General features: G+C 75.3%; 11 protein-coding genes. 3 read left to right on the top strand and 8 right to left on the bottom strand.

Features of this window, described 5'->3' with window-relative positions; all coding sequences use genetic code 11:
• Positions 1 to 159: 159 nt before the first annotated feature.
• The gene (locus LN037_RS19695) at positions 160 to 729 is read right to left on the bottom strand and encodes a TetR/AcrR family transcriptional regulator (RefSeq protein ID WP_230755807.1); all 570 of its coding nucleotides are present in this window, start codon (positions 727 to 729) and stop codon (positions 160 to 162) included.
• Between the two features lie 75 nt (positions 730 to 804).
• On the opposite strand from LN037_RS19695, the gene LN037_RS19690 reads away from it, so the two are divergent.
• A complete protein-coding gene (locus LN037_RS19690; RefSeq protein ID WP_230755806.1) occupies positions 805 to 1,860 on the top strand; it encodes a zinc-binding dehydrogenase in 1,056 nt (351 codons plus the stop codon).
• Here LN037_RS19690 and LN037_RS19685 read toward each other — a convergent pair whose 3' ends face one another.
• From LN037_RS19685 to LN037_RS19665, 5 genes are all read right to left on the bottom strand, one after another.
• Positions 1,861 to 2,199: a cupin domain-containing protein gene (locus LN037_RS19685; protein WP_230755804.1), complete on the bottom strand. Its 339-nt coding sequence runs from the start codon at positions 2,197 to 2,199 to the stop codon at positions 1,861 to 1,863. It abuts the gene before it with no gap.
• A gap of 22 nt (positions 2,200 to 2,221) precedes the next feature.
• Positions 2,222 to 3,799, bottom strand: a complete 1,578-nt coding sequence (locus tag LN037_RS19680; RefSeq protein WP_230755801.1) for a serine/threonine-protein kinase — start codon at positions 3,797 to 3,799, stop codon at positions 2,222 to 2,224.
• 121 nt (positions 3,800 to 3,920) lie between these two features.
• On the bottom strand, positions 3,921 to 5,576 hold the full coding sequence (locus tag LN037_RS19675; protein WP_230756101.1) for a hypothetical protein: 1,656 nt from the start codon (positions 5,574 to 5,576) through the stop codon (positions 3,921 to 3,923).
• Positions 5,577 to 5,898: 322 nt separating this feature from the next.
• Positions 5,899 to 6,222 (bottom strand): hypothetical protein, encoded by a 324-nt coding sequence (locus LN037_RS19670; RefSeq protein ID WP_230755799.1) that lies wholly within the window; start codon positions 6,220 to 6,222, stop codon positions 5,899 to 5,901.
• 55 nt (positions 6,223 to 6,277) lie between these two features.
• Entirely contained in the window at positions 6,278 to 6,580 is a 303-nt protein-coding gene (locus LN037_RS19665) for a chorismate mutase (RefSeq protein WP_230755797.1), read from the bottom strand.
• Between the two features lie 268 nt (positions 6,581 to 6,848).
• Between LN037_RS19665 and pcrA the strand changes: the two genes are divergently transcribed.
• Together pcrA and LN037_RS19655 are read left to right on the top strand one after the other, a co-directional pair.
• The gene (gene pcrA / locus LN037_RS19660; RefSeq protein WP_230755795.1) at positions 6,849 to 9,389 is read left to right on the top strand and encodes a DNA helicase PcrA; all 2,541 of its coding nucleotides are present in this window, start codon (positions 6,849 to 6,851) and stop codon (positions 9,387 to 9,389) included.
• Positions 9,390 to 9,574: 185 nt separating this feature from the next.
• The gene (locus tag LN037_RS19655; protein WP_230755793.1) at positions 9,575 to 10,381 is read left to right on the top strand and encodes an oxygenase MpaB family protein; all 807 of its coding nucleotides are present in this window, start codon (positions 9,575 to 9,577) and stop codon (positions 10,379 to 10,381) included.
• Between the two features lie 75 nt (positions 10,382 to 10,456).
• On the opposite strand, the gene LN037_RS19650 is transcribed toward LN037_RS19655, so the two are convergent.
• Both LN037_RS19650 and LN037_RS19645 read right to left on the bottom strand, forming a co-directional pair.
• Positions 10,457 to 11,173 carry a M23 family metallopeptidase gene (locus LN037_RS19650; RefSeq protein WP_230756073.1) on the bottom strand — a complete coding sequence of 239 codons (717 nt, stop codon included), beginning with the start codon at positions 11,171 to 11,173 and terminating at the stop codon, positions 10,457 to 10,459.
• A 572-nt stretch (positions 11,174 to 11,745) separates the two neighbouring features.
• Positions 11,746 to 12,693, bottom strand: a complete 948-nt coding sequence (locus tag LN037_RS19645) for an esterase/lipase family protein (protein WP_230755791.1) — start codon at positions 12,691 to 12,693, stop codon at positions 11,746 to 11,748.
• Positions 12,694 to 12,740 lie beyond the last annotated feature (47 nt).

Below are 12,740 nucleotides of genomic sequence, written 5' to 3'. Positions count from 1 at the left end.
GTCAAGCAGTACTTCCCGCCGTGCCCGGGTGGGCGCGGTCCGTCGCGTGGAGGGTCCACGTCTCGCTGGGGCTGCGCCGCCGCCTGTTCCCCGCCGCCGATCCCGCGCCCGGGACGACCCGCCGGGTCTGACGCGCCCCAGCGCCTCCGGTCGGCGTCCTCACCGTCCGACGGCGTCCTGCACCACGGCCCGGGCGGCCGACCGGGCCGCGGGGACGGCGTCGGGGTCCTGTGCGGCGGACAGGACGACGAAGGCGCCCTCGTGCAGGAGCAGCAGGGTCGTGGCGACCCGCTCCGCGTCCGCGACGCCGGCCAGTGCCTCGACGAGGCGCTCCCGGAGCCACTGCTTCTCCTCGCGGACGAGCGTGCGGGCCGGATGGTCGGGGTCGGGGAACTCGGCCGCGGCGTTGATGAAGGAGCAGCCGCGTGAGCTCTCGGCCGTCCCGGCCGCCAGCACCGCGAAGACCGCGTCGACCCGGGAGACCGGGTCGTCCGGGGCGCCGTCGAGGGCGGCGACCACGCGGTCGCGCCACCGCCGGTCGCGCTCGGCGAGGTAGGCGACGACCAGGGCGTCCTTCGAGCCGAAGCGGTCGTAGAGCGTGCGCTTCGTGACCCCGGACTCCGCAGCGATCGTGTCGACGCCGACGGCGTGGATGCCGCGTTCGTAGAACAGGGCGGACGCCACGTCGAGGATGCGCCGCGCACCCGGCGTCAAGGTCGTCGACCGCATCACGGGCCCCTCCTTCACAGGTCTGTGTAGTCTAGCGCCGACCGAGGTTCACAGACCTGTGAAGGGTGCGGGGAGATGCAGGCAGCAGTCCTGACGGCGTTCGGCGGTCCGGAGGTCCTCGAGGTGCGTGAGGTCGCGGAACCGCGCCCGGGCCGCGGCGAGGTCCTGGTCGAGGTCCGCGCAGCGGCCGTGAACAACACCGACCTCTGGACGCGGCAGGGCGCCTACGGCCTGCCCGGCCGCCCCGACGCGCCCGCCGGATGGCGGGGCCCGGTGACGTTCCCGCGCATCCAGGGCGGCGACATGGCGGGCGTCGTGCGGGAGGTCGGGGAGGGGGTCGACGCCGCGTGGCGCGGACGACGGGTGCTCGTCGACCCGGCGTTCTACGACGGCCCCGGCGACGACGCCCGCCCCGTCGGCCTGCTGGGCAGCGAGGCCGACGGCGGGTTCGCCGACGCCGTGGTCGTCGGCGCGGACCGGGTGCACGACATGACCGACTCCCCGCTCGACGACGAGGCCCTCGCGTGCCTGCCGGTCGCCTTCGGCACCGCGACGGGCATGCTCGAGCGCGGTGCGATCGGCGCGGGGGAGACCGTGCTCGTCACCGGCGCGTCGGGCGGTGTCGGCCTCGCCGCGGTGCAGCTCGCGGCGGCGCGGGGAGCCCGCGTGCTCGCCCTGACCACGCCGGACCAGGCCGCGGCGGTCCGGGACGCCGGGGCCACGGCGACGGTGGACCGGCACCTGGGCGCCGAGGAGCTGGCGGCGGCGGTCGCCGAGGTCGCCCCCGACGGGCTCGACGCCGTCGCCGACGTCGTGGGCGGCCCGGTCCTGGCCACGGTGCTCCCGCTCGTCACCGACGGCGGCCGCTGGGTGATCGCCGGGGCGATGGGCGGCCCGGTCGTCGAGTTCGACCTGCGGCGGCTGTACCTGCACAACGTCGCGCTCGTCGGCTCGTCGATGCACACCCCCGCGCACTTCGCCCGGCTCGCCGCCGACGCCGTGGCCGGACGGGTCGCGCCGCGCATCGCCGCCCGCTACGCCCTCGCCGACATCCACGCGGCCCAGGACGACTTCGCCCGCTCGGCCCACGTCGGGAAGATCGTCGTCCTGCCCGGGGCGGCCGACCGCTGATCAGGCACAGACGGCGATGAACACCAGCGTCTCGTGCCCGGCCCGCAGGAAGCGCGTCGACCCCTCCGTCACGGCCACGAACCGCCCCGGGCCGACCGGGATCTCCTCCCCGTCCACGACCACCCAGCCGGTCCCGCGCAGGATCGCGTAGGCGTCCTCGGCGTGATCGTCGGTGTGGTCGTGCGGGACGGTCTCCTCGCCCGCGGGCAGCTCGACCTGGTACAGCCCGAAGGCCGTCACCCCGACGGCCTCGCCCACGCGCTTCTCGAACGGGCTCGCGGCGGGATGGGGTCCACGTCCGACCGGGAGGGTCGTCGCGTCGACGATCCGAGCGCTCACGGGGGAACCGTACGCCGCGTCGTCAGCCGCTGGAGACGAGTCGGTCCGAGTTGATGAGCCAGGCGCCGCCGGTACCGCGGGACATGCCCAGCTCGTGGGTCTCGCGGATCGTCGAGCCGCTGCGGGGGGAGAACACGAGCGTGGCGCGCACCGTGTCGTCGTCGACCGCGGTGGCGTCGGTGACCTGCACGGACGCGATCGTCGACCAGAAGTTCTGGTAACCGGCGAAGCCCCCGGCGGTGTCCTGCATCGTCGCGCCGAGGCGGGCCCAGCCGGCGCCGGGGTTGGCGGTCACGATCGAGTAGTAGTCGCGGACGGCGGCCACCATCTGGGTGCGCTCGTCGGCCGGTCCCGGCACCCCGGTGGAGACGGGGGAGCCGAGCGAGGCGCCCTCGGTGCCGGTCGACCCGCGGGTCAGCGCCACGGCGAGCAGGACCCCGGCGAGCACGGCGGCCAGGAGCACCGCGACGACGATGGCCGTCGTGGGCCGGCGGCGAGGTGCCGTGGACGCCCGGGAGGGGGCCGCCGCGACCTTCCGGGGCCCGGACCCGTTCGTCCGCGGGGGCGGCGGGCCGACGCGGTCGGCGTCGCCGAGCGTCGGGCCCGGGTCCTCCGACCCGGCGTCGGGAAAGGGACTGCCGCGCCACGTGGGCGTGGGGACGCTCCCCGAGCGGCCGCGGGAGCCCGACGCGACGGGGTCGGACTCCGTGGAGCGGCGGGAGTCGGGGACGCGGGCCTCGTCGAGGTCGGCGCGGGCCCAGCTCGCGGTCGACGCCGAGCCCGCGGAGTGCGCGATCCGGCCGAGCTCGCGGCGTGCCTGCGCGGCGGTGGGCCGTTCGGTGGGGTCGGAGCGCAGCAGCCGCATCAGCAGGGCGGTGAGCGGCCCGGCCTGGACCGGCGGGTTGACCGCCCCGGCGGCGACGTTGTGGAGCAGGGCGAGGGCGTTGTCGTCCGAGCCGAACGGCGGGATGCCCTCGACCGAGGCGTAGAGCGTGGCGCCCAGGGAGAACACGTCGGAGGCGAACGTCGAGTCCTCCCCGCGCGCGACCTCCGGGGCCAGGTACGCGGGGGTGCCGGCGAGCATGCCGGTGCGGGTCAGGGTCAGGTCGCCGGTGGCGCGGGAGATGCCGAAGTCGGTGATCTTGACGGTGCCGTCGCTGCCGATGAGCACGTTGCCGGGCTTGACGTCGCGGTGCACGATGCCGGCCTGGTGGGCGGCGTCGAGCGCGTCGGCCACCTGGCGGCCGATCCGCGCGACGAGCCGCGGGTCGAGCGGGCCCTGCTCGGCGAGCATCGCGGAGAGGCTGCGCGACGGCAGGTACTCCATGACCAGCCACGGCTCGTCGCCCTCGATCGAGGCGTCGAACACCGAGATGGCGTGCGGGTGCTGCAGCCGGGCGGCGATGCGCCCCTCGCGGAGGGTGCGCTGGCGGACCTCGTCGGCCTCGGCCTCGTCGAGCCCCTGGTTGAGGAAGACCTGCTTGACGGCGACGACCCGGCCGAGACGCTCGTCGGTCCCGCGCCAGACGACCCCCATCGCGCCCGACCCGATGCGTTCCTCGAGGCGATACCGCCCGGCGACGACACGACGAGGTGTCACCGGCCTCCCTCCGCCCGAGACTCACGGGCCCGACGGCCCCCGTGGGGCATCAGGGTAGAGGGCGGGACGTGTGCGGTCCCACGGTCGGGTGACGTGTCACGGCGGCGATGTGCGCCTCCGCCTAGCGGCCGAGGAGGCCGGACACCGCGCCGGTCGCGGCGGAGACGACGTCGCCCCCGCCCGACGACGAGCCGTCCCCGTCCGAGGACCCGCTGCCCGAGTCGTCGGAGCTGCCGGAGCTGCCGGAGCTGCCGGAGTCGCTCGAGTCGGACGAGCTGTCGGAGTCGTCCGAGTCGTCCGAGTCGGACGAGCCCTCCGAGTCGTCCGAGCTGGACGAGCTGGACGAGCCGCTCGAGCTCGAGGACTCCTTCGCGGACGAGGTCGAGCTCTTCTGCGACGTCTCGCCGGACGACGAGGAGGAGGAGGACGAGGACGACGAGCCGGAGGAGGAGGCCCCGTTCAACAGGGTGCCGACGGTCGTCGAGACGGTGTCGGTCGTCTTCTTCAGCGTCGGGCCGACGGCCGGCACGTCCTCCGTTGCGTCCCCGACCGCCTCGACGGTCTGCGTGACGGGCGCGGTCACGGTGCCGGTGGTCTTCTCGACGAACTGCGCGGCGGTGCTGGTCGTCATCGCCACGGTGCCCGCGAGCGGCGGGGCGACGGCGCCGACGGTCGCGCCGGTGTCGGAGAGGAGCGTCCCGGCGGCCCCGGCGACGCCCGGACCGGACGGCGTCTGGCCGCCGCCGGTGAGGATCGTGGTCACGTCGGTGACGGTGTTCGTCAGGCCCTGGGCCGTGTTGCCGACCAGCGGGAGCGGGGCGGCGGTGGCACCCACACCGTCGACGACGCCGCCGACGGTCGCGCCGACCGGGGCGACGACGCCCTTCTGCAGGGTGTCGGTGGCACCGCCCACCACGTCGGTCACCCCGCCGACGACGGGGCCGACCACCGGGAGGGGCCGGACCGTGTTGCCGGTGTCGACGACGGCCCCGCCGACGATCGGCACGACGGGGGTGACGCCGCCGGGGGAGGTCGTGCCGCCGCCGGTCGAGCCGCCACCGGAACCGCCACCTCCGCCGGGGAGGCCGGGGAGGGTCGGGACGAGGCCCCCACCGGACCCACCGCCGCCGGTCCCGCCACCGGCTCCACCGCCGATCCCGGGCGCCGTGCCCCCCGTCCCCGGCGTCACGACACCGGGGACGGGGGCGGCGGTCGCGCCGGGGAGCGACGACGTTCCGGCCAGCGGGCCCCCGACCAGGGGGCCACCGCCGAGCCCGAGGCTCTCGGCCGAGGTGGCGAAGGAGGCGAACGCGACCGACCCGGGGGCGGCGACCACGGCGGAGCCCGGGGCGCCCGGGATCGGGGTCACGCCGTCCGGACCGACGGGCGAGTGGAGCGGCGAGTCGTCGACCGGCGGGAGGAAGGTCGGGCCCGCGACGGCGCCGATGACACCGATCGCGGTGCCGGTGACGAGGACGGCGGCGGTGGTCACGCGGGAGGCGGCGGTGCCGCGGCGGATCGACAGCGGGGCCGCGTGCCGGTGCATGCGCCCGCCGGAGGTGAGGATCGCACCCGTCGTCGGGAGTTCCCCGGTGTCGTCGCGGAGCACCAGGTCGGTGACCGGGACGCCGGAGGAGTGCCGGCCCCGGTCCCGGCCGCGCTGCCGCGGGGCGTCGGGCAGGGGCGGCAGCGCCGGGTCCTGCGAGCCCGCGGTGCCGGAGAGGCCGTACCAGCCGCGGTGCCGGTCGTCCCGGCCCGTCGAGGCGGACACAGTCACGTCGTCACTCCCGTAGTCAGCCCCCGCCAACGGTTCGTCGTGAGGTGACTGTCTACTCGGACGGGTGACGCACGCCCAGCGCTCCGGAGGGCCCGGCCGCCGATCGACCGTTCTCCGTCGCCGTGCGGGCGTGTTGCGGGCACCGACGAGAGCGACGGCTCTCCACTCCTCCGAACGACGACGACCGGCGCCGGTGACGGTCGTTCGGCGCCGGTTCCGTGCCGCTCGGCGACGACGAGGAGCAGTCGCTCACCGAAGGTGTCCGGAGCGAGGCTCCGCCCGGGCGCGCCACCGTGGACCGCACGCGCCCGAACGGGTGGTCTCAGAAGGACGACGGCGGGTTGGCGAGCCGTTTCCGGGCGCCCTGCAGCTGGTTGACCGACGCGAGGCCGATGCCGCCGCCGAGGAGCAGCCCGATGACGTCCGGCGTCACGCCGCCGTTGGTGAACAGCAGGGCGACGAGCGCCCCGACCGTCAGCCCGGCCGCCGCCGGCAGGCGCTTGCGTGCGTCGGCCGCGAGGTGCGAGGCGCCGGGACGCTTCGTGGCCACCGACCGCAGCATGAGCAGGTAGCCGCCGTAGCCGACGGCGGCGAGCAGACCCAGGATCGCGACGATCGTCGCGATGAGGTCGATGACCGTTCCCATGGCTCCAGGATGCCAGCGCGGGGGTGTGGTCCGTGCCGGATCCGGACGGGCGGCTCTACCGGCCGCCGCCGAGGCGTCCGCGCCCGAGGCGGAGCAGCAGCATCCCGAGCTCGCGGCCCTCGCTGCCGAGGTCGCGGAAGCGGGCCAGGACCTGCATCTCCCGGTTGTAGACGATGCGCGGGCCGCCGGCGGCCATCCGCGCCAGCCCGATGCGCTGCGAGATCTCGGAGCGGCGCTTGATCAGGCGCAGGAGCTCGGCGTCGATCGCGTCGATCTCGACCCGCAGGTCGGGGATCTCCTCGGCGCTCGCGGGCGCGAGTTCGCCGGTCGCGTCGCTGCTGGTCGGCGTGTCGGTCACGGTCGTGGTCCTCCGGGGGTGTCGGAGCGCTGCGACCCCGACACGAGAAAACCCCGGGGTCGCGAGGACTCCGGGGCGGATGGGGTGGGCAGCGGCTCAGCGCACGTCCACGGGAACCGGGGTCCGGGTCCCGTAGGGAAATCGCCGCGTCGCGTGCACGCCGAGCAGCGTAGTCCGGCCGCGCCGGTGTGTCAGCAGGACCGCTCGACCCGGCCCGACCCCGAGGAGGCCCCGGGCTGTCGGGGGTGCCGGGTAGCGTGGCGAGGCGATGAGTAGCACTGACACGGGACCGTCCACGCCACGGACGGCCCGGCCGAGCGCCGCCGCCGGGCTCGCGGCGCGGCTCGCGGGCGCGGCGGGCACCACGGCCCTGCGCCGCACCGGATCGTCCGAGGAGCGCCCGGGCGACGAGGGCGGCACGGCGCGGCCCGGTCACCCGTCGTCGGGACGGCCCGAGCGCCGCGACGACCGCGGGCAGCAGCTGCTCGAGGGGATGAACCCGCAGCAGCGCGAGGCCGTGACGCACGGCGGGTCGCCGCTGCTGATCGTGGCCGGCGCCGGGTCGGGCAAGACGCGCGTGCTCACCCACCGCATCGCCTACCAGCTCGCCCACGGGGCCCACCCCGGGCAGATCCTGGCCATCACGTTCACCAACAAGGCCGCGGCCGAGATGCGGGAGCGGGTCGCGTCGCTGGTCGGTCGCCGCGCCAACGCGATGTGGGTGTCGACCTTCCACTCCATGTGCGTGCGGATCCTGCGCCGCGAGTACAAGCACCTGGACCTGTCGAGCACCTTCTCGATCTACGACGCGGACGACTCGCGGCGCCTCGTCGCCACGATCACCAAGCAGCTCGACCTGGACCCCAAGCGCTTCCCGCCGCGCGGGCTGCTCGGCCAGATCAGCGCGTGGAAGAACGAGCTGACCGACCCGGTGACGGCGGCCGAGGCCGCGGCGAACGACTACGAGCGCCGCTGCGCCGACGTCTACACGACCTATCAGCAGCGGTTGCAGGAGTCGAACTCGCTGGACTTCGACGATCTCATCTCCCGCACGGTCGACCTGCTCACGCGTTTCCCCGACGTCGCCGAGCACTACCGGCGGCGCTTCCGCCACGTCCTCGTCGACGAGTACCAGGACACCAACCACGCCCAGTACGAGCTGGTCCGGGCGCTGGCGAGCGGTTCGCCCGACGGGTCGGTGCCCCCGGCGGAGCTGTGCGTGGTCGGCGACGCCGACCAGTCGATCTACGCCTTCCGCGGCGCCACGATCCGCAACATCATCGAGTTCGAGCGTGACTACCCCGAGGCGCGCACGATCCTGCTGGAGCAGAACTACCGCTCCACGCAGATGATCCTGACGGCGGCCAACGGCGTCATCGCCCGCAACCCCGACCGCCGGGACAAGCGGCTGTGGACCGACCAGGGCGACGGCGAGAAGATCGTCGGCTACGTCGCGGACAACGAGCACGACGAGGCCGCCTTCGTCGCGGCCGAGATCGACCGGCTCGTCGACGGCGGCGAGGTCCGCTTCGGCGAGGTCGCGGTGTTCTACCGGACCAACGCCCAGTCCCGGGTCTTCGAGGACGTGTTCGTCCGTCTGGGCATGCCCTACAAGATCGTCGGCGGCGTGCGGTTCTACGAGCGCCGGGAGGTCCGCGACGCGCTCGCCTACCTCAAGGTGCTCTCCAACCCCGAGGACACCGTCTCGCTGCGCCGCATCCTCAACGTGCCCAAGCGCGGGATCGGCGACCGCGCGGAGGCCGTGGTGGCCGACCACGCGGAGCGCGAGCACGTGACCTTCGCGGCCGCGCTGCGCCGCGCGGCGGCCGGCGAGGTGCACGGGCTGGCCACGCGGTCGCAGCGCAACATCGCCGACTTCGTCGAGATGATGGACGCCCTGGCCGCGGGCGTGGCGGGCGGCCAGGAGGTCGCCGACACCCTCGACGCGGTGCTCGACATGTCGCGCTACCGCGCCGAGCTGGAGAACTCCGAGGACCCGCAGGAGCAGTCGCGGCTGGAGAACCTCACCGAGCTCGTCAGCGTCGCCCGCGAGTTCGTCGGCGACGCCCGGGCGAACGCCGCCGTCGCCGAGGCCGCCCAGGCCGACGGGGCCGCGGAGGTCCCGGCCGGCGTGGTGGTGGCCGCGGACGACGCGACCGACCCCGGGTCGCTGGAGGCCTTCCTCGAGCGGGTCTCGCTCGTCGCGGACGCCGACTCGATCCCCGACGGCGGGGACGGCGTGGTCACGCTCATGACGCTGCACACCGCGAAGGGCCTCGAGTTCCCCGTGGTGTTCTGCACCGGCTGGGAGGACGGCGTCTTCCCCCACCAGCGCGCGCTGGCCGATCCGGCGGAGCTCTCCGAGGAACGCCGGCTCGCCTACGTCGGGATCACCCGGGCCCAGCAGCGGCTCTACCTCTCCCGGGCGCTCATGCGGTCGGCGTTCGGGCAGCCCCAGGCCAACCCGCCGTCACGGTTCCTCGACGAGGTGCCCACCGAGGTCGTCGACTGGCGGCGCTCGGCGCCCGAGCGGTCCGCGCCGTCGGCGTCGACGGGGTTCGGGTCGGGCCGGTCCTGGGGCCGCGACCTCACCGGGTCGCGCTCGCGCCCGTCGCCGATGCGCTCGGCGTCCAGCGCCCCGGCGCTCTCGCTCGAGGTCGGCGACCGCGTCAGCCACGACAAGTACGGGCTCGGCCTGGTCACCGTGGTCGACGGGGTGGGCAGCAAGCAGACCGCCACGATCGACTTCGGTTCCTCGGGCACGGTGCGGCTGATGCTGATCGGCGGCGTCCCGATGCAGAAGCTGTAGGACGGCCGGTCCCGGCCCGTCCTGCTGCGAGAGGGACCGCACAGGGCGGACCTGCGCCGTGTGCCACTCGCGGCGGTGGGGTGCGCCGACGCCCGGTTGCCGCGATGCCGACCCACGGGTAGGTCTGGAGGGGAGCGGTCGAACCCGGTGCCGCCGGCTCCGGACCGTCGACCCCCGGGAGTGCAGTGGACGTCCACGACGAGGGGCTGTTCGGGCCCGGTTCGGTGACCTGGCGGGTGCACGTCGAACCGGTGCTGTGGATCGCCGGGATGCGCGCCCTGCTGCTGCAGTCGCTGCACCCCCGCGTGATGCGCGGGACGTACCAGAACTCGGCACTGTTCGACCCGAAGAAGGCCTGGCCGCGGTTCCAGCGCACGGTCGAGTTCGTGGGCACCCGGACCTTCGGCAGCACCGCCGAGGTCGAGGCCGTCGCGGGCCGGGTGCGCCGGCTGCACACCACCCTGCGCGGGTACGACCCCGACGGCACCCCGTTCCGGCTCGACGAGCCCGAGCACCTGCTCTGGGTGCACGTCTGCGAGATCGACTCCTACGTCGACGTGGCCCGCCGCGCCCGCGTGCTCGACGACGCGGACGCCGACACCTACGTCGCGGAGAACGTGCGCGCCGCCGAGGTGGTGGGACTCGACCCGGCGATCGTGCCGTCCTCCCGCGCGGAGATGGCGGCCTACTTCGACCGGATGCGGCCCGGGCTCCGCATGACCGACGAGGCCCGGCTCGGCGTCGGGGGCCTCCTGCGCCCGCAGCCGCACGCCCCCGCCGGTATCGCCGTCGCACTCTCGACGATCGCGGGCCTGGCGCTCGGCACGCTGCCGCGGTGGGCCCGACGGATGTACGGTCTGCCCGGGCTGCCGACCACGGACGCCGCGACGACGGCCGCGCTGCGCCTCACCCGGGGCGCGACGACGCTGCTGCCCGACCCGCCGATGCCGCCGCGCGCCGCGCGGGCGCGGGACCTGGTGCGGAGCGCCTGACCCTCGTCCGGCACGAACGGGCCGTTCGTCCCGGAGGATCGTGACGAACGGCCCGTCCGTGCGGACCGGACGGTGCTAGTCGGCCGACGCGCCGAGGGAGATGCCGCGCTCCGCGAGCCACGGCAGCGGGTTGATCTTCGTGCCGCCCGGGGTCCACACCTCGAAGTGCAGGTGCGGGCCGGTCGACTGACCGCGGTTGCCGATCTCGGCGATCTCCTCGCCGGCCTTCACCTTCTGCCCCTCCTTCACGTAGGAGCGGTTGATGTGGCCGTAGACGTTGATCGTGCCGTCCTCGAGCTGCACCCGGACCCACATGCCGAACCCGCTGGCCGGGCCGGACTCGAGCACGGTGCCGTCGGCGACGGAGACGATCGGGGTGCCGATGGCGTTCGCGATGTCGATGCCGCGGTGCGAGGTGCCCCAGCGCGCGCCGAACCCGGAGGTGAACCGGCCCTCGGCGGGCTTGACGAACTTCGGGGCGCGGGCGGCGGCCTCGCGGGCCGCGACCGCGTCGGCGACCTTGCGGGACTTCGACAGCGACTCGACCTGGCTCGGCGCCGAGGGCGTCGCCGCGATGGCCATGACGCCGGTGGTGGCGGCGTCGAGGGCGCTGCTCGCGGCGGCCGGAGCGGCTGGGGCTGCGGCCGTGCTCGTGCCGGCGGGGGCCGCGCTCGTCCCGGCGGAGAGCGCCAGGTCGGCACGGGTCTCGCCGGTCGGGGCGTCGAGGCCGCTGGAGACGACGCTGTGACCCGCGGTGGCCAGCGCGCCGGCCGCGACCGCGGCGACGGCCAGCCGGCCGGTCAGCGGGTTAGTCCCGCGGCGCGGGCCGCGGGAGCCGTCGTCGGGCCGGGGAGCGCCGGCGGGAGCCGGACGCAGACCGGTCGGCGCGCGCGACGGCAGGGCCGGGGCGCGGCCGGAACCGCCGACGAAGGCCGCGGTCCGACCGTCGTCCGCGGGGCGGGCGACCGGGCGGGCCGGGGCGAAGCGGGGGCCGCCGCCGAACAGACCGGGGCCTCCGGCACCCGCGAGAGCGGGCGTGCCGAAGCCGGCGAATCCGTCGAGCCGGGGAGCGAAGGGGACGGCCGGGCGGGGGGAGCTGTGACGCGCCAAGACCTTCCTTCCGCAGGTCGGGGCCGGACGCGACGGCGGTGGCGTGGGGGCGCCGTCACGGATCGTCGGGGTCGATCCGTGAGCCGTTCGTGACCGCACCGTGATGCTGGACGACCGGACGGTGCCATGTCGTTCAAAGCTGGGCAAACGTCAGCCCCGGAAACACCCACTTCGCACGCCGTGTGAGCGCTCGTGCGCGCCGAGCGGTCGTCACACGGTCGGGTGAGCGCGGCAACCGGCCGCGCGGCGGGACGTCAGCCCGCGGCGGCGGTGACGGCCGCGATCCGCTCGCGCGGCGGGCGCGTGCGGCCGAGACGGCAGGCCACGAGGTGCACCACCTGCGGGTCGATCGTCATGGCCATGTGCCCGACGTGGGCGAGGCGGACGTTCTCCACCTGCAGGTCCGGGTGCTCGAGCCGGGCGTTGCGCTGCGGGATGATCAGCTGGTCCATGCGGCTCCACACCGCGAGGAACCGCGTGCGGCAGTCGGGCGCGGGCTCCTCGAGCTCGCGCAGCAGGTCCGATCCGGGCTGGAGCTGGCGGGGGACGAGCGTCGGCGGCAGCAGGTGGGCGATCGCCGACCCGCGGTGCGGGGTCCCGAGGGTCACGAGCGTGTCGACGCGGGCGTCGCCGCCCAGCCGCTGGACGTAGTACCGCGAGATCAGGCCGCCGAGCGAGTGCCCGACGATGTGGACGCGGTCGGCGCCGGAGACGGCGCAGAGCCGCTCCACGTGGTCGCCGAGATCGCGCGCGGCGGTGCGGATGTCGCCGGTGAAGGCGGTCAGCGGGCTGTAGTTGACGGCCTGGACCGTGCCGTGGCCGCGCCGGCGCAGGGTGCGCGCGAGGTAGTGGAAGATCGACCGGTTGTCGACGATGCCGTGCACGAGCAGCACCGGGATCGCCGACCCGTCGAGGTCGGACACCAGCAGCGAGCGCTCGCCCGGCGGGAGGGTGTCGGTGCGGTGGTGGGCGTGCACGCCGCCCGGGCGCAGGGCCTCGTCGAGCAGTCCCAGCGGATAGACCGACAGGTGCACCGCCGTGTAGGCGAGCTCGACGGCGAGTCCGCGGACACCGGCGGGCACGCCCACGGTGCGCGCGGCGTAGGACAGGGCGCCCCAGGCCTGCTGTGCCATCGCGGCGAGGGAGCCGGTGGGGCCCGCCGCCGGCTCCGACGCCGACGACATGACCGGGGTCACGTCCATGTGCTCGACGTTAGGCGACGTTCACCGGCGTGTCGCCCCGGGCGCGT

Origin of the sequence: Actinomycetospora soli, from assembly GCF_021026295.1 — a bacterium.
In the GTDB taxonomy this organism is placed as follows: domain Bacteria; phylum Actinomycetota; class Actinomycetes; order Mycobacteriales; family Pseudonocardiaceae; genus Actinomycetospora; species Actinomycetospora soli.
The sequence above is the reverse complement of the archived record's forward strand: the minus strand, read 5'-3'. Positions and strand labels throughout refer to the sequence as shown.

Bases quoted from the DNA above. Each gene is read 5' to 3' on its own strand.
- LN037_RS19695 (WP_230755807.1), bottom strand. From the start codon at position 729: ATGCGGTCGACGACCTTGACGCCGGGTGCGCGGCGCATCCTCGACGTG.
- LN037_RS19690 (WP_230755806.1), top strand. From the start codon at position 805: ATGCAGGCAGCAGTCCTGACGGCGTTCGGCGGTCCGGAGGTCCTCGAG.
- LN037_RS19670 (WP_230755799.1), bottom strand. From the start codon at position 6,222: ATGGGAACGGTCATCGACCTCATCGCGACGATCGTCGCGATCCTGGGT.
- pcrA (WP_230755795.1), top strand. From the start codon at position 6,849: ATGAGTAGCACTGACACGGGACCGTCCACGCCACGGACGGCCCGGCCG.
- LN037_RS19645 (WP_230755791.1), bottom strand. From the start codon at position 12,693: ATGGACGTGACCCCGGTCATGTCGTCGGCGTCGGAGCCGGCGGCGGGC.